This window comes from Micromonospora sp. NPDC023888, assembly GCF_040639415.1.
GTDB lineage: Bacteria > Actinomycetota > Actinomycetes > Mycobacteriales > Micromonosporaceae > Micromonospora.
The window spans coordinates 52,641-69,405 of the sequence record NZ_JBEZZW010000031.1 but is presented as its reverse complement, the minus strand read 5'-3'; the positions used below and the strand labels follow the sequence as shown (position 1 = coordinate 69,405).

11 protein-coding genes are annotated in these 16,765 nt (G+C 74.2%); 5 read left to right on the top strand and 6 right to left on the bottom strand.

The window, feature by feature from the left end; genetic code table 11:
• Positions 1–7: 7 nt before the first annotated feature.
• From AB0F61_RS24940 to AB0F61_RS24930, 3 genes are read left to right on the top strand one after another with little or no spacing between them, the layout of a single operon-like run.
• Positions 8–1,036: an iron chelate uptake ABC transporter family permease subunit gene (locus AB0F61_RS24940; protein ID WP_357813890.1), complete on the top strand. Its 1,029-nt coding sequence runs from the start codon at positions 8–10 to the stop codon at positions 1,034–1,036.
• 29 nt (positions 1,037–1,065) lie between these two features.
• Positions 1,066–1,884: an ABC transporter ATP-binding protein gene (locus AB0F61_RS24935; RefSeq protein ID WP_357813887.1), complete on the top strand. Its 819-nt coding sequence runs from the start codon at positions 1,066–1,068 to the stop codon at positions 1,882–1,884.
• On the top strand, positions 1,881–3,929 hold the full coding sequence (locus tag AB0F61_RS24930; RefSeq protein WP_357813884.1) for a penicillin acylase family protein: 2,049 nt from the start codon (positions 1,881–1,883) through the stop codon (positions 3,927–3,929). The genes AB0F61_RS24935 and AB0F61_RS24930 overlap by 4 nt, the downstream gene beginning before the upstream one ends.
• Positions 3,930–3,990: 61 nt before the next feature.
• On the opposite strand, the gene AB0F61_RS24925 is transcribed toward AB0F61_RS24930, so the two are convergent.
• The 4 genes from AB0F61_RS24925 to AB0F61_RS24910 form a co-directional block, all read right to left on the bottom strand.
• On the bottom strand, positions 3,991–7,704 hold the full coding sequence (locus AB0F61_RS24925) for a S8 family serine peptidase (RefSeq protein WP_357813881.1): 3,714 nt from the start codon (positions 7,702–7,704) through the stop codon (positions 3,991–3,993).
• Positions 7,705–7,824: 120 nt separating this feature from the next.
• Positions 7,825–8,433 (bottom strand): bifunctional 4-hydroxy-2-oxoglutarate aldolase/2-dehydro-3-deoxy-phosphogluconate aldolase, encoded by a 609-nt coding sequence (locus tag AB0F61_RS24920; protein WP_357813878.1) that lies wholly within the window; start codon positions 8,431–8,433, stop codon positions 7,825–7,827.
• Between the two features lie 89 nt (positions 8,434–8,522).
• Positions 8,523–9,548, bottom strand: coding sequence for a sugar kinase (locus tag AB0F61_RS24915; RefSeq protein ID WP_357813876.1), 1,026 nt, complete (start codon positions 9,546–9,548; stop codon positions 8,523–8,525).
• Between the two features lie 86 nt (positions 9,549–9,634).
• Positions 9,635–10,495, bottom strand: coding sequence for a S1 family peptidase (locus AB0F61_RS24910; protein ID WP_357813873.1), 861 nt, complete (start codon positions 10,493–10,495; stop codon positions 9,635–9,637).
• Between the two features lie 167 nt (positions 10,496–10,662).
• Here AB0F61_RS24910 and AB0F61_RS24905 point away from each other — a divergent pair, with 167 nt between their 5' ends.
• Together AB0F61_RS24905 and AB0F61_RS24900 are read left to right on the top strand one after the other, a co-directional pair.
• A complete protein-coding gene (locus AB0F61_RS24905; protein WP_357813871.1) occupies positions 10,663–11,847 on the top strand; it encodes a low temperature requirement protein A in 1,185 nt (394 codons plus the stop codon).
• Between the two features lie 190 nt (positions 11,848–12,037).
• Entirely contained in the window at positions 12,038–13,216 is a 1,179-nt protein-coding gene (locus tag AB0F61_RS24900) for a low temperature requirement protein A (RefSeq protein ID WP_357813868.1), read from the top strand.
• 10 nt (positions 13,217–13,226) lie between these two features.
• Here AB0F61_RS24900 and AB0F61_RS24895 read toward each other — a convergent pair whose 3' ends face one another.
• Both AB0F61_RS24895 and AB0F61_RS24890 read right to left on the bottom strand, forming a co-directional pair.
• A complete protein-coding gene (locus tag AB0F61_RS24895; protein ID WP_357813865.1) occupies positions 13,227–13,799 on the bottom strand; it encodes a nucleosidase in 573 nt (190 codons plus the stop codon).
• A 37-nt stretch (positions 13,800–13,836) separates the two neighbouring features.
• Positions 13,837–16,629, bottom strand: coding sequence for an Hsp70 family protein (locus AB0F61_RS24890; RefSeq protein WP_357813863.1), 2,793 nt, complete (start codon positions 16,627–16,629; stop codon positions 13,837–13,839).
• Positions 16,630–16,765: the final 136 nt, after the last annotated feature.

Here is a 16,765-nt window from a genome sequence, read left to right as displayed (position 1 = left end):
CGGTGGCATGACGGTGCTGCGTACCCCTGGCGGGTTGTCGGTGCGGTTCCGCCCCCGCGCGCTCACCGTCGGCGCCGGCGCGGCGCTGCTCGCGGTGGGGCTCGGCCTGGTGGCCCTGGGTAGCGGCGACTACCCGATGGGGCCGGCCGACGTGCTGCGGACGCTCAGCGGCGGCGGCACCCCGGCGGAGCAGTTCATCGTGCAGGAGTTACGACTGCCCCGGCTGGTCACCGCCCTGCTGGTCGGTGCCGCGCTCGCCCTCGCCGGCACGGTGTTCCAGTCGCTGGTCCGCAACCCGCTGGGCAGCCCGGACATCCTCGGCTTCACCCAGGGCGCGTCGACCGGAGCGCTGGTGGTGGTCGTCCTCGGCGGCAGCAGCCTGGCCCTGGCCGGCGCCGCGGTCGTCGGAGGGCTCGGCACCGGCCTGGTGATCTACGCGCTCGCCTGGCGGCGCGGGGTGCACGGCTACCGGCTCGTCCTGGTCGGCATCGGCATCTGCGCGATCCTCACCGGCGTCAACGGCTACCTGCTGACCCGGGCACCGCTGATGGACGCCGCCCGTGCGGTGCTCTGGCTCACCGGCAGCCTGGACGGGCGGGGCTGGGCCAACGCCGGCCCACTGCTCGCCGTCACGGCCGTGCTGACGCCAGTGGTTCTCGTGGGCTGCGCCCCGGCGCTGCGCATGATGGAGCTGGGCGACGACACCGCCGGGGCCCTCGGCGTGCCGGTGCGCCGGTTGCGCCTGGTGCTGCTCGCCGCGGCGGTGCTGCTCGTCTCGTTCGCGGCGGCCGCCGCCGGGCCGGTGTCCTTCGTGGCGCTCGTCGCGCCGCACGTGGCGAAACGGCTCACCCGGGCACCGGGGCCGAACCTGGTGCCGTCGATGGCGGTCGGCGCGGCGCTGCTTGTCGGCGCCGACCTGCTGGCCCAACGCGCGTTCGCCGGGCACCAACTTCCGGTAGGCGTGGTGACCGGGGTGATCGGCGGCGGCTACCTGGTCTGGTTGCTGGCGATGGAACGCCGGGCGGGTCGGCTGTGAACACCCTCGACCCCCTCGAAGGAGCACCCATGGACCCCGGCAGTTCCCGGCTCGGCGGCACCGCGCTGACCCTCGCCTACGACAAGCGCACCATCGCCGAGGACCTGACCGTGGCGGTGCCGGACCACTCGTTCACGGTGATCATCGGCCCGAACGCCTGCGGCAAGTCGACGCTGCTGCGCGCCCTGTCGCGGATGCTGCGGCCCAGTGCCGGCGCGGTGCTGCTGGACGGGCGGGACATCCACGGCCTGCCGGCCCGCAGGGTGGCCCGGACGCTCGGGCTGCTGCCGCAGTCGTCGATCGCGCCGGACGGCATCGCCGTCGCCGAGCTTGTCGCCCGGGGTCGCTACCCCCACCAGGGGGTGCTGCGGCAGTGGTCGCGCGAGGACGAACGGGTCGTCGCGGAGTCAATGGCCGCGACCGGCGTCGCCGACCTCGCCGACCGGCCGGTGGACGAGCTGTCCGGCGGCCAGCGGCAGCGCGTGTGGATCGCCATGGTGCTGGCCCAGCAGACCCCGCTGCTGCTGCTCGACGAGCCGACCACGTACCTCGACATCGCCCACCAGATCGAGATCCTGGACCTCTGCGCCCGGCTGCACGAGGAGCAGGGGCGCACCCTCGTCGCGGTGCTGCACGACCTGAACCACGCGGCCCGCTACGCCACCCACCTGATCGCCATGCGCGACGGCCGCGTGGTGGCCGCCGGAGAGCCCGCGACCGTGGTCACCGCCGAGCTGGTGGCCGAGGTGTTCGGGCTGCCCTGCCGGGTCATCGACGACCCGGAGAGCGGCACCCCGCTTGTCGTGCCCGCCGCCCGACGGCGTACCACGGTGGCGGGGCTGGCATGAGCGCACGACGTTTCCGCGATTCGTGGGGTGTGCCGCACCTGCGGGCCGACGACCCGCTCACCCTGGCGGCGGCACAGGGCCGGGTCACCGCGTACGACCGGGCGTGGCAGATCGAGGTGGAACGGCACCGCGCCCAGGGCAGCAGCGCCGCCTTCCTCGGCGTCGACGCGCTCGGCTGGGACCGGTTCGCCCGGCAGGTCCGGCTCGACGACACCGCACGCCGCTGCCACGCGGCACTCGACCCGGCGACCGCCGAGTGGGTGGGCGCGTACGTGGACGGGGTCAACGCCTGCCTCGCCGCCGGGGCGGCCCGCGCGCCGGAGTTCGCCGCGACCGGGCTGAACCCGGGCCGGTGGGAGCCGTGGACGCCGCTGGCGGTCTGGCTGGGCCACCACATCCTGTTCGCGGGGTTCCCCGGCAAGCTCTGGCGGGAGCACGTGGCGCAGCGGCTCGGCCCGGACGCGGTCGACGCGTTCGCCACCGACGGGCCGTCCGTCGCCGGCAGCAACGGATGGCTGCTCACCGCCGAGCGCACCGGCACCGGAGCGGCGCTGCTCGCCGGGGACCCGCACCGGTTCCTGGAGGATCCCGGCGTCTACCAGCAGATCCGGCTGGCCTGCCCGGAGTACGACGTGGTCGGGCTGGCGGTGCCGGGCGTGCCGGGCATCGCGCACTTCGGGCACACCGGTGCGGTGGCCTGGTCGATCACCAACGCGATGGCCGACTACCAGGACCTGTACGCCGAGCGGCTGCGCCGGGACGGCGACCAGGTGCAGGCCCTCGGCCCGGACGGTTGGCGGCCCGCGCACTCCCACCTGGAGACGATCGAGGTGGCCGGGGCGGACCCGGTCCCGGTCGAGGTGGTCGAGACCGACCGCGGCCCGGTGATCATCGGCGGGCCGGACGACGCGACGGCGATCAGCCTGCGCTACCCGCCCCGGGTCCGCGCCGAGCTGGGCTTCGCGACGCTGCCGGAGCTGCTGCGAGCCCGCACCGTGACCGATGTGGACCACGCGTTGCGGCACTGGGTGGAGCCGGTGAACGTGGTGCAGGCGGCGGACACCGCCGGCGGGCTGCTGCACCGGGTCGCCGGAGCGGTGCCGGTGCGGCACCCGGACAACGGCCGGCGGGTGGTCCCCGCCTGGGAGACCGCGCACGCCTGGCAGGGCTGGTACGCGCCGATGCCCCGGGCCGAGGTGGTCGGCCGGGCGGTGATGGCGAACGAGCGGGGGCTGGCGGCGCCCCTCGGCGTCGAGTTCGCCCCGCCGCACCGGGCACACCGGATCGCCGACCTGCTCGACGCCGGCCACGGCTGGACGGCCGACGAGCTGGCCGCCGTGCACACCGACACGTACCTGGGCTCGGCCGGGCCACTGCTGGCGGTGCTGGAAGGTCTGACCGGGCTCGACCCGACAGCCGCCGCGCTGCGCCAACGGCTGCTGCGCTGGGACCGCCGGATGGCCGCCGACAGCACCGACGCCGCGCGGTTCGCTCTCCTGCGGGCCGCTGTCGTCCGCCGGATCGCTGCCCACCCGGCGCTTGCCGCGCTGGCCGAGCCGCCCGCGTACCCGGAGGTGTTCGCGCCCTGGTTGGCGCTGACCCCGCGCGTCGGCCACGCGCTGGAGCACCTGGTCGGCGCGGCCCCGCTGCCCGGTGTGGACGTGGCCGCGCTGGTGCGCGCGGCGGCCGAGGAGGTCGCCGGCGCGGCGGACGGCCCGGTGCGGTGGGGGGACCTGCACCGGCTCGCGGCGTGGCGGGCGCTGCCCGACCCGGACGCCGGGCCCGGTCCCGCGCTCGACGGCGACCACGACTGCGTGCTGGCCACCTCAAGCGTGCCCGGGGTCACCCACCGGTGCTTCCGGGGGCCGGCGGCGCGCTTCGTCTGGGATCTGGCCCGCCGCGAGGACAGCCGCTGGGTGGTGCCACTGGGCGCCTGCGGGGTGCCCGGCGACCCGCACCACGACGACCAGAGCGCCGCCTGGCTGGCCGGGACGCTGTTGCCGGTCACCACCTCGTGGGAGCAGCTCACCGAGGAACGGGACTGAGACGAACCGGCCGCCGGCCGGGGTGCGCGCGGCACCCCGACCGGCGGCCGGTACCCCGGCGTCAGCGCAGGCCGAACGCCCGGGTGATGTGCTGGCTCACGGTGTTGCCGGCGGTGTCCCGCGCGGTGGTGCGCAGGCTCACGAAGCCGGCCCCGGCCGGTGCCGCCAGCGAGGTACGCCAGCCGTCCCCGTGCCGGCTCAGGCGCTGCTTCTGCCAGGTCGCGCCGTCGTCGTAGGACACCTCGACGGTCACCGCGCCGATCGTGCCCGTGACGTCGGGCAGGTGCGAGGCGACCACCGTCAGCGGTGCCCGCCGCGACGCCCTGCCGGCGGAGTCGAGGGCCACCTGGTAGTCGAGCTGGATCATCGGCAGCACCGCCGCCGACTCCTCCCCCGTGGCGGCCGAGGTGAAGCCCCACTCGGTGCGGGTCTGCCGGGAGTACGGGTTGGTCCAGGCGGCCCTGTCGTTCTCCACCACCAGCCGGTACGGCAGACGCTGCGCCGCCAGGCCGGAGACCTGGAGATACTCGGCGTTGCCCCAGTTCAGCTCCCGATCACCCTGGTAGAGGGTCGTCCGGTTGACCATGTCGTAGTTGGCCTGCGCCTCACCGATGTGCCCGCCCCCGTCGCCCCAGCCGGGCGCGGGCAGGTAGAGGGTGTCCAGGTAGCGCACCGGCACGTAACCCCCGCCCATCCGGGGTCGCTGGATCGGCCCGAACCACTGCACGGCGCTCGGCCGCCCGGCCGGGTAGGTGGCCACCTCCATCAGGTGCTGGCCCGTCTCGCCGACGATGAACGCGTCGTCGATCCACCGCTCGCCGGCGGTCACCCAGTCGGTGCGCCGGCCCTGCGCCGGAACGGTCTCCTGGTTGCCCGAGGCCATCCCCTTCCAGACGTCGGTGCGGAACTCCAGCGCCTTGCCCGGCCGGTAGTTGCGGAACTCCACGTCGACCCGGGCCAGCTCCCGCGTGGCGGGCCGGTAGGTCGGGTCGGCCGGCACCGTGCCCGTCCAGTGGTGCGCCACGTCGTACAGGTAGCTGGTCTCCGGGTGCGACTCGGCGGTCAGCCGCACCGGGCCGTGGCCCAGCGCCGCGATGAGCTGGTCGCCCTCGTCGGCGGTGAGCGTCGCCACGGTCACCGGGGCCGGGCTCTGCGGGCTCCACGGCGTCTCGTCCCAGGGGTCGAGCCGCCCGACGCCGTCGTTGACCACCAGCAGCAGCGTCGCCCCGGCCGCCGCGACGGCCCGCGCCTGGGTGGCGATGTCCACGGTGTCGCTGCGCCGGACCACCACCGCCCGGTCCCGGACCGGCCGCCGGGCCAGCCCGGCCGCCGAGGTGTCGGCGACGTAGACCGCGTCGAGCTGGCGACGACCAGCCGGCAGCGCGGGGGTCGCCCGCTTCACCAGCAGATCGTCGTACGAGCGACCGGCGGCGGAGATCGTCAACGCGGGCTGTTCGAGCCGCCACCGGGCACCGAACTCGAACTCGCCGTCGGTGACCTCACGGCTGGTCGGCAACGCCCACATGCTGTCGTACGAGTCGTTGGGCAGCACCTGACTCTCGGTGAGGCCGTTCGCGGTGGACCGGTGGATGTCCATCCGCAGTGAGGTGGCGGTGACCTCCTGCGGCACAGTGGCCCGCACCTGCCGGGCGGCCCGCGCGTCCAGGGTGACGGTACGGTCGCGATCCAGGTTCACGTCGGTGAAACTGAGCATCGCCATGCCCTTGGAGCGCGGCCCGTTCACGCCGCGCACGTCCGCGGTGATCCAGCCGGTCCAACTCGCCACCGGCAGCCGCAGCGTGGCAGTGCCGCTCTCGGGCAGGTCCACGGCGGTGAACAGCCCGTCGGTGGTGAGGATGACCTTGCCGGCGAGCGGTTTGCCGTCCCGGTCCTTGGCGACAAGCGTGAGGTTCTGCCGCTGGCCCTCCTTGCCGGCGCCGATCAGGGTGCGACCGCGCGCCGCGCCAGCGTCGTCGGTGGCGACGATCATGCCGCTGACCTGCTTCTCCACCGGCAGCTTGTCGTACGCCGCGGTGAGCGTCACCGTGGCGGTGCCGCCGGCGGGCACGGTGACCGTGTCGGTGGAGAGGGCGAAGAGGCCGGCCGGCGCGGTGGCCGCGTCGAGGGCCAGCTTCAGCGTCACCGGGGCGCCGCCCACGTTGGTGTAGGTGACCGTCCGGTCGACTGTCCTCCCCGGCTGCTGCGGCCAGGCCTGGAAGCCCGAGTAGGCGCTCGGGGTGGCGAAGACGGTGGCCCGGGTGGCGGCGACCGCGTCGACCCGGCCCGCACCCGCCTGATACGGGGTGTACCCGGGAGTGGCCTTGACCGTGCTGACCAGCGCCTCCTTGATGCGCTGACCGGTCCAGTCCGGGTGCGCGGCGGCAACGAGCGCCGCCGTGCCGGCCACGTGCGGGGTGGCCATCGAGGTGCCGCTCATCAGCGTGTAGTCCCCCGACCCACCGCGCACGTAGTGGGAACGGGCCGCCAGGATGTCCACCCCGGGCGCGGTGATCTCGGGCTTGAGCCCACCGTCACCGGCGCGTGGCCCCTGGCTGGAGAAGTCGGCGAGGTGGTCGGTGGCGTCGACGGCACCCACGGTGAGCGCGGAGTCCGCGGCTCCGGGGCTGCCGATGGTGGCCGGGCCGCTGTTGCCGGCGGCGATCACGAAGAGCGCGCCGGTCTCGGCGCTGAGCCGCTCGACGGCCTGGCTCATCGGGTCACTGCCGTCGGTGGCCTCACCGCCCAGGCTCATGCTGACGACCCGGGCCTTCTGCTCGCGGGCCGCCCACTCCATGCCGGCGATGATCCACGAGTCCTGCCCGCTGCCCTCGCTGTTGAGCACCTTGCCGATGTGCAGGCGGGCGCCGGGAGCGACACCCCGCTCGACACCGCCGGACGCGGCGCCGGTGCCGGCGATCGTCGAGGCGACGTGCGTCCCGTGGCCCTTGTAGTCGAGGATGTCCGGCTCCTCGGGCACGAAGCTGCTGGACTCGGCGATCTGACCGGCGAGGTCCGGGTGCTCGGCGTCGGCCCCGGAGTCGAGGACCGCGACGTCGACACCGGCAGCGGTGTTGCCCCCGGCCCAGACGGCGGGGGCGCCGATCTGCGCGGTGGAGTCGGCCAGGTCGGCGTGGACCCGGCCATCCAGCCAGACTTTGGCGATGCCGTTGGCGAGGGTCGGGGCGGCGCCCGCACGCCGGGCGGCGCCGGTGGTGAGGGCCGCCCAGAACCGGTCGGCCGTGGCGCGCTGGCGAGTCAGCGCGGCGCCCCGCACGCTGTCGAGCGGGCGGACCAGCTCGGCGCCGTCCACTGTGGGGCGGGTGCGGGCGCGGGCCGCCGCGTCGGTCATCGTGACGATCAGCGGCAGGCTGTCGGTGTGGGCGTCGTCGTAGCCGTCGTCGATCAGCTCGGTGACGTTGAACAGTTGGCGGTCCAGCACGCCGCTGACGACGTACGGCAGCGCGGCGTCCGGGTAGACGTACGTGTCGCCGTTCAGCACGGTGCGGTGGAAGGTCGGCGTGCTGCCGTCCGGGCGGCGGACGGTCGACACGGTGCTGCCGTCCGCCGCGGTGGTCACCGTGACCGTGTCACCGGTGATCAGCGTGACGGTGGACGCCCGTCCGGCAGCGGCCGGCGGAAGGCCGACCGGGCGGTCGGGGGTGGTCGGCGGGGCGGCGGACGCCCCCGCGGCGGGTGGGGTGAACCCGGCCGCCAGGGTGAGGGCGGTGCCGAGGGCGATCAGCCCGGATCGGCGACGCCGGCGAGACAGAGCCAAGATGACCTCTTTGCGTCGAGAAGTGGTACGCAGCACAGCATCGACGCAACGCCCACCCCGGACCCCCACCAACCCCCGACGCACTTACGCCATGACACAAACCCGCCACCCCGCCGGGGGTCAGTCCTTGGCGGTGGTGAGGGCGGCCAGTTGGTCCAGTTGGGTCGGGTCGGACAGCGCCGAGCCGACCGCCGCCACCCGTACGCCGGCCTGGAGGAACGCTGCGGCGTTGCCCGCGTCCAGGCCGCCGGTCGCGACGAAGCGCAACTGCGGCAGCGGGCCGGCCATCGCCTTGAACCAGGCCGGCCCGAGCGAGATCGCGGGAAACGCCTTGAGCCAGGTGAGGCCGTGCCGCAGCGCCTGCTGAGCCTCGGTGGGAGTGGCCACGCCGGGCAGGTGCGGCAGGCCACGCTCGGCGGCCGCGTCGGCGATCGTGAGGTCCAGGCCGGGCGCCACGGTGAACCTGGCGCCCGCGTCGGCCGCCGCGGCGACCTGCTCGACGTCGAGCACGGTGCCCGCGCCGACGATCCGGCCCCGCTCGGTGCCCGCTGCCACGGCGGCCCGCAGCGACGGCACGGCGTCCGCTGTGGCCACCGGAACCTCCACCACGTCGATGCCGAGGTCCCAGGCCCGCTCGGCGAGCCGAACGGTCTCGGCGACCGGCAGGCCGCGCAGGATCGCCATCACCCGGGCACCGCCGAAGATGTGCTCGAAATCCGCTGTGGTCATGGTGCACTCCATCCGAGATCGCCGTGAATCTGTTGCCTGCTGGCCCGGTCGAGCGCCGACCCGGCCCGGTCGGAACCCGACGGCATGACTCAGGCCGCCGCCAGCGCGCCGGTCAGGTCGAGCGGCGACCAGGCCTCGACGGGGGCGTCGAGCAGCCTCTCGAACCAGGCCCACGGTGGGACCGGGGCGTTGTCGCCGCTGCTCGTCAACGCCTGCGCCGCGACGAGGTGCCCGAGGCGCAGCCGCCGCACGGGGTCGAGGCCACGCAGCAGCCCGGCCAGGTAGCCGGCCGCGAACGCGTCCCCGGCGCCTACCGGTTCCACCACCGTCACCCGGGGCGCGCGGACGAAGACCGGCTCGACGTCCCGGCTCAGTGCGGTGGCGCCCACCGCGCCGTCCTTGACCACCACCGTCTCCGGTCCCGGCAGCAGCCGGCGGACGGCCGCCGGGTCGGCGGTGCCCCACAGCGCCTCCGCCTCGTCCTGGCCCACGAAGACCAGGTCGCTGCGGTCGGCCAGGTCGCGTAGCACCGGGGCGGCCTGCTCGGCGGGCCACAGCCGGCTCCGGTGGTTGACGTCGAAGCTGACAAGCGCCCCCACCAGCGGCCGGTCCGTCACGGCGTGCTCGACAAGCGCCCGGCAGGAGGCGGAGAGCACGGGTGTGATCCCGGACAGGTGCAGCACCCGGGCGCCGGCCAGACCCGGCGCGGCAAGCGTGCCAGGGTCCATCCGGGAGGCCGCCGACCCCGCCCGGTAGTAGTGCACGGCGGTGCCCTCCGGGCCCGGGTCCTTGACGTACAGGCCGGTGGGGGCGGCCGGGTCCACGCTCACCTGGTCGACGCGGACGCCTGTCGCGGCGACGTGCCGGACGACAGCCCGGCCGAAGGGGTCGTCGCCGACCCGGCTCACCCAGGCCGCCCGGTGCCCCAGCCGGGCCAGGTAGCCGGCCACGTTGGACTCGGCGCCGCCGACCGAGACGGCGACCTGTCCGGCGTGTTCCAACGGCTCACCCAGCGCGGGGCAGAGCACCACCATCGTCTCCCCGACCGCGGCCACCTCCACCGACGGGGAAGCCGCCGGGACGGTCACCTGGTCAGGTCGGGGGTCGGAAGGCATCGGGGCACACGTCCTCGCGGCGGGGATCCTGGGCGCCGCCGAGCCTAGGTGTCGCGCGCGAGACGAGCAACCCGCTGCGCGGGGAGTCAGGGCAACGTCAGCCCGTACGCGGCGAGCACCTCCCCGATCGGCTGGTAGTAGGTGGTGCCACCGGAGGTGCAGTTGCCGCTGCCGCCGGAGAGGATGCCGAGGATGATGCCTGTCGATGCCACGTAGAGCGGTCCGCCGCTGTCGCCCGGCTCGGCGCAGATGTTGGTGCGGATCAGGCCGTAGATCACGCCGGTGGCGTAGTTGACTGTCTGGTTGAGGCCGGTGACGGTGCCGCAACGCACCCCGGTGGTGACGCCACTGCGACACACCGCCTGCCCGATGTACGCGGTGCCGGGCCCGTGGATGGTCAGCAGACCGGGGTAGGTGTAGACCGCGCTGGGATGGGCGATCCGCCCGGTGTAGCGAATCAGCCCGTAGTCGTTTGTGGGATAGCTGGTGGCGGTGCGGGTGCCGAGCACGGTGGTCTGGGCGCTGTCGGCGTACCAGGTGGCGGCGGTGGTGGTGCAGTGCCCGGCGGTGACCACGTAGTAGGTGCTGCCGCTGCGCACGTTCGCGCCGAGTGAGCAGCGACCGCCGCCGCCGTAGATGCCCTGGCCGGCGGCGATCAGGGTGCGCAGGGTTCCGGGTTCACGGCGCAGCAGCGCGCCGGCCCGCTCGGCGGTCGCCCGCAGTGCCGTCAGCTCGGCGGGGGTCACGGTGTCGTCGACGGTGAGGGCCATCCGGCCGGTGGCGGGGTCGAGGCCCCAGGCGGTGCCCGCGGTGCGTACCCCGGTCAGCAGGGCTGCCGGGTCGGCGGCGGGCGCGGCGGCCCGGTCGGGGACGGCGGCCTGCGCGGTGCCCGGTGCGACGAGCAGGAGGACGCCGAGGACGAGGGCGACGAGCGGGGAGCGGTGCATCCGAGCCTCCGCAAAGATCGAACGTGATAGATATTCCAAGCATCCCCGGCACCCGGTGCCGTGGCAACCTCCGGCCGCCCTCCTCCCGGGCGGCCGGAATCGCCAATCCGGAGACGGGTTCCGCCGAGGCCGCCGATAATCCTCGGAGACGCGGCGGGAGGCCGGGCATGACCACCGAAGGAAATGCGGCGCTGGTGCGCCGGATGGAGGGGTCGACCCGGGCCACACTGCTGGAGTTGCTCTTCGACGTGGTCTTCGTGGCCGCCCTCGCGCTGATCTCGACACTGTTGACCGAAGAGCGCTCCTGGTCCGGCGGCGCCAAGGTGCTGCTGATGCTGACAGCCGTCTGGTGGACCTGGTCGCTCACCGCGACCACTACCGAGTTCTACGACCCGCGGCAGCGCCCGATCCAGGCCGTCCTGATGATCGCGATGGTCGGTTCGGTGGGGATGGCGGTGGCGCTGCCGATGGTAACCGTCGGGCACCTGCTGCTCTTCGTGATCTCGTACGTCGGCACGCACCTGAGTCGCTGCGTCATCCTGGTCGCCGCCCTGCACCGGCAGGGGCACCAGACGGCCAGGGAGCGGGCCACCCGGTTTCTCTTCTGGTTCACGGTGTCCGGCGTCTTCTGGGTCACCGGCGCGCTGTCGAACAGACCGAACTGGGTGCTCTGGACCATCGCCATCACGATCGACCTGGTCGCCTCGGCGGCCCGCTACCCCACGCCCCGGCTGGGGCAGGTGCCCATCGACCAGTACCGGCGGATCACCGGGCACCTGGGCGAGAGGTACCAGCAGTTCGTCATCCTGGCCCTCGGCGACATCATCCTGTTGCCGACCCTCCAGGTCAGCCGGGGTGACCTCGAATTTCTCCGGGTCGTCGCCCTGCTCTGCGCATTCGCCACCATGCTGCTGCTCTGGCAGATCTACGTCTTCCGCGCCAGCGAGTTGATGGTCGCGGCCGAGGCCAGGGCGCACCGGCCGGTGCGGCTGGCTCCATACACCCATCTGGTCCTGCTGGCCGGTGTGGTCGTCACGGCGGCCTCGTTCGAGATGGTCGTCCGCCATCCGACCGGAACGACACCGGTGCGGTGGCTCGTGCTGATCCTCGGCGGCCCGGCGCTGTTCGTTCTCGGTCGCGTCCTGTTCGCCCTGCTGGTGTCCTGGGTCGTGCCGTGGCGGCGAGTGGCCTGGCAGCTCACGCCACTGCTGGTGCTGCCGTGGGCCGGCGGCTGGCCGCCGCTGCTGGTCGCCGCCGTCACGTCGCTCGCGCTGGCCGGTCACATCTTCGTCCCCGGCGGAGACCGGGAGACCACGCCGGGGCTGAACATACGGCGAACCGACGACCACTGACCTCAGGCGAGGTGCCGGCCGGCCTACCCGGCGAGCTTCCGGGCGCACACTCCACCTTCCCGCCACGCGACGGCGCTCGCCGGGGCGGCCTCCGGCGGCCCTCTTCCCCGACCGGCGGGAATCGCCGATCCGGGGACGGTCCGCGCCGGCACCGCCGATAATTCTCGGAAGACAGGGCGGGAGGCCGGGCATGACCACCGGAGGCACCGCGGCACTGGTACGCCGACCGGACGGGTCGACCCGGGCCACCCTGCTGGAGTTGCTCTTCGACGTGGTCTTCGTTGCCTCGCTCGCGCTGACCTCGACGCTGCTCGCGGAACGCCACAACTGGTCCAGTTCCGCGATGGTTGTGCTGATGCTGACGGCGATCTGGTGGACCTGGTCGGTCACCTCCACCACCACCGAGTTCTACGACCCGCAGCAGCGCCCGATCCAGGCCATCCTGATGGTCGCCATGGTCGGGTCGGTGGGGATGGGCGCGTCGCTGCCGAAGGTCTCCAGCGGGCACGCGCTGGTCTTCGCCATCGCGTACGTCGGCACGCACGTGATTCGCGGCGTCATCCTGATCGTGAAGTTGCACCAGCAGCGGCACCGGTCGGCCACGATCCGCGCCATCCGGTTCCTGTTCTGGTTCCTGGTGTCCGGCGTCTTCTGGATCACCGGCGCGCTGTCCGGCACGGTGGCCTGGACCCTCTGGGTCATCGCCATCGGGATCGACCTGCTCTCCGCAGCGGCCCGCTACCCCACGCCCTGGCTGGGACGGGTGCCCTTCGACCAGTACGAACGGACCACGGCGCATCTGGGCGAGCGGTACCAGCAGTTCGTCATCCTGGCCCTCGGCGACATCATCCTGGTGCCCACCCTGCAGGTCAGCAGGGGCGAGTTCGCCGGGCTCCGGATCGCCGCGCTGTTCTGCGCGTTCGCCATCATGCTGCTGCTGTGGCAGGTCTACGTCTTCCGGGCCGGCGAGTTGCTGGAGGCCGGGGCGCGGGAGGGCCGTCCGGCGCGGGTGGCTCCGTACACCCATCTGGTGATGCTGGCCGGCGTGGTCGCCACGGCGGCCTCCTTCGACCTGGTCGTCGCCCGGCCGACCGGAACGACGCCGGTCGGGTGGCTCTTACTGATCATGGGCGGTCCGGCGCTGTTCGTGCTCGGCCGCGCCCTGTTCACCCTGCTGGTGTCCATGGTCGTGCCGTGGCGGCGGATGCTCTGCCTCGTCGTGCCGCCGCTGACGCTGCCCTGGGCCGGTCATTGGCCACCGCTGCTTGTCACCACGGTGGTGGCGCTCGGGCTGGCGGCGCACATCCTGGTGCCGGGAGCGGCCCGGGAGACCACGCCGGGTCTGCGGGTGCGGCATCCCGACGACTGACCCGGCCCGGTCAGCCGACGTGTTGGCGAGCCCACTCGGCGAGGTCCCGCGCGCACGCGTCCACCGACTCCCGCCAGGTGCGCGCCGCGCCGTCCCCCGCCTCGTCGCTCACCTGCTTGACCAGCCGGCACGGCACACCGGCCTGCGCGGCGGCCCACGCCACCGCGTACCCCTCCATGTCGACCAGGTCGGCGCGCTGCGCCAACCGGTCCCGCGCCGCGTCGTCGGCCACGAACGTGTCACCGGTGGCCAGCACCGCGCCGTCGGCGGCCAGGGTCAGCGGCGCACCGTAGGTCTCGCCGGTGAGCGTACGCAGCAGGTCGGTGTCCAGATCGTGCTGGAGCACGGTGGCGACCTCGTGGATGCCGGCCCACCCGGGGCGCAACGCGCCCGCCGTACCCAGGTTGAGCAGCAGGGACGGACGCGGCCCGGCAGCCAGCACCGCGGCCACCGCGCTTGCGGCGTTCACCTTGCCCATGCCGGTCAGCAGCACCGGCAGCTCGGGAGGCAGATAGTTGGCCTCCTCCCCGACGGCGAGCACCACCAGCGGACGATCGGCGCGGACCGTACCCCGAAGATTCACCGGAGCATCGTACGAGCCGGCCGGTGGGCCGTCGACGTCAGTCTTCGGTGAAGCGGTACAGCACGAAGTCCTTCTCCGCACCGCAGGCGATCACATGGGTGTTCCACGAGCAGGACGAGCTACGCACGTCCTTCAGCTCGCCCAACTCGTCGACCTTCCCGGACTCGGTCCACACCCCGGCCAGTACCCGGTTGTCCGCGACCACGCTTGGCGCCTTGGCGAAGACCAGCAGGTTGCCCTCGTCCAGCCGGACCGCCACACCGCCCCGGTCCCGCAACACCGGCTTGCCGGCGGCGTCGAAGAGGGTGACCGTCGGCTCCGGGTACTCCCGCTGGGCGAGCACCTGCTCCCCCACCGACACCAGGTCGGTCGCGCCCGGCGCCGGCCAGTGGGCCGTACCTTCGCCCTCGGTGGCCGCCACCACCTCGGTGCGCTGGACGTCGTTGTCGGGTACCTGCAACAGGCACGCCCGCCGCTCACCGCACGCCACAAGTGCCTTCGGGCGCTGCTCGTCGTTGCCGGAGCGGTAGAGCACCACCGGTTCCGCGTCGGACCCCAGGTCGTACGCCAGCAACTGGAACCCGCCCTCGTTGGCGGCCACGAAGAGGCGGTCCCCGTGTGCGACCACCAGATCGTCGAGGTCGGCGACACTGCCCCACCGGCGCAGCACGGCCCCGGATGCCATGTCGAGCAGCCGCACGGACCGGTCCGCACCCACCTGGACGAGTCGCCGCCCCTTGCTGGTCCACGGGTCGCGGGGCGTGCCGTCGAAGAAGGCCGGTCCACCCGCCGCCTCGTCGCTGTCCACCGGCCGGACCACGGTGCGGCTGCCGTCGTACTGGTCGCGGGGGTTCGCTTCGCTCCACTTCTGGGTGCCGTCGCTCAGGCGCAGGCCGACCAGCCGGGCCGCGGCCCGGTCCACCAGCACCGCCGTGTCGTCGGCGACGTAGATCTCGTCGTCACCGCGGACCGGGCGCTGCCAGCGCTGGGTGCCCGTACGACCGTCGAGGACAGCCAGCGGGCGCGGGGTGCTGTCGCCCGGTGCGTCGGCGAGCACCATGACCGCCCCCGGCACGGCGATGATCGCCTCCCAGTCGTCGGCCCGCACGTCGGTGGCCTTGCGCCACAGCTCCCCACCGCCAGCGGCGTCGACCGCCACCACCTCCAGCCGGTCGTCCGGCAGCGGGAACCCGAGGTAGGCCCGGTCGCCGAGCACCGCCGTCCACATCCCGGCCGGTCGTTCGCCGCCGGCCGCCGGCCGGGACAGTTCGCGCAGCGACCCGAACTCCAGATCGGGGTAGCGGTCCCGGGTCAGGTACAGCGTCGCGGCGGTGCCCACCACGAGCAGGGCCAGCCCCGCGCCCAGCAGCACCCGGCGCGCCCGCCGCCAGCGCGCCGCGCCCGCCGGATCCGGCGGCGCGGCACCCGCCTGGTCCGGTGCGGGCGGGCCAGCCGGTGGGGCACCCGCCCAACCCGGTCCCGCCGGCGGAGGTGACCCCGGCCAGGGCTGCGACGGTACGGCCGGCCCGCCCCCGACCGGCCCGGCCGGCGCGGGCGGACTCACCGGGGCCGGTGCGGGCGGCGCGGACGGACTCACCGGAGCCGGTGCGAGCGGCGCGGGCGGCGACCCGGCGTACGCCGGTGCCGGCGGGCCGGGCGGCGACCCGGCGTACGCCGGTGTGGGCGCCGGTCGGCGCAGCGGCAGGTCGGTGAGCGCGCCCTCGGCCACCGGCAACTCCGGCTGGTCGAGCACCGTCGGCGCCACCCCCAGCTCGGTGTGCAGCATCCGGGCCACCAGCGGGATCCGCGACGAACCACCGACGAGGAACAGCCCGGCGAGCTGGTCGGGGCTGAGCCCGGCGGCGGCGATCACCTCCCGGGCCCGCTCCACCGCGCGGCGCAGCAGCGGCGTGGCCACCCGCTCGACGTCGGCCCGGGTGAGCTGGACCGCTTCGGCCACCCCCGGCACCGCGACCGGCGCCACCGTCGACCGGGACAGCGTCTCCTTCGCACCTCGTACCTCGTCCCAGAGCCGCACCTGGTCGCGGCGCTGCGCCGGGTCCTCCGGTCGGATCAGCCGGGCCCACTGCGCGGCGTGCCGTTCCCCGACCAGCTCGCCGACCCGCCGCACCAGCGCGGCGTCGAGATCCAGGCCGCCCAGGTCCGGCAGGCCACCGTCGGCGACCACCGTGAAGCCGGAATCGCCCCAGGGATCCGCGCCCTCGTTGCGCAGCACCGCCACGTCGAGCGTGCCGCCACCGAAGTCGAACACGGCGATCGCGGCACCGACCGGCACCGGGCGACGCAGCACCTGCGCGTAGTAGCGGGCGGCGGCCACCGGTTCCCGCAGCAACCGGGTGCCCGGCGGCGTCGGACCGGCGAGGGTGTGCTCGGCCGCCGACGGCCAGCCCGCCCGCAGCAGCGCGTCGGCGAGCACCTGCCGACGCCGCGCGTCCCAGGCCGCCGGGTAGGTCAGCACGGCCGGGGGCAGGAACCCCACGGCCGCCACCGCGGCCCGCGCGACGGTCGCCAGCACCGCGGCGAGCAGGTCGGACGGCGGGTACGAGCGGTCACCGAGCAGCACCGTGGGCTCGTCGACACGACGCTTCGGATTCGCCTCGAACCGCCCCGGGTCGGTCTGCGCCAACCGGCGGGCGTCCCACCCGGCGTGCAGGGTGCCGTCCGGGTCGCCGTAGACGGCGGACGGGCTGACCGGTTGACCGTCCATCAGCAACGGACGGGTCCGCCCGTCCGGCCAGCGCAGCACCGCGACCGTGTTCGACGTACCGAGGTCGACGCCGAGGGCGAAACCCTCGTGCTGGCCTGCCATCTGCCCGATACCTCCGCGGCGACGAGGGGAACTCGACCCCGCATCGTACGCAGGCAGCGCCGCCCCGCTGATCACTCGGTCAGGTGCCGTACCCGACGACCTGGCCGCTGCTCTCTCCGGTCGGGCGGAACCCGAC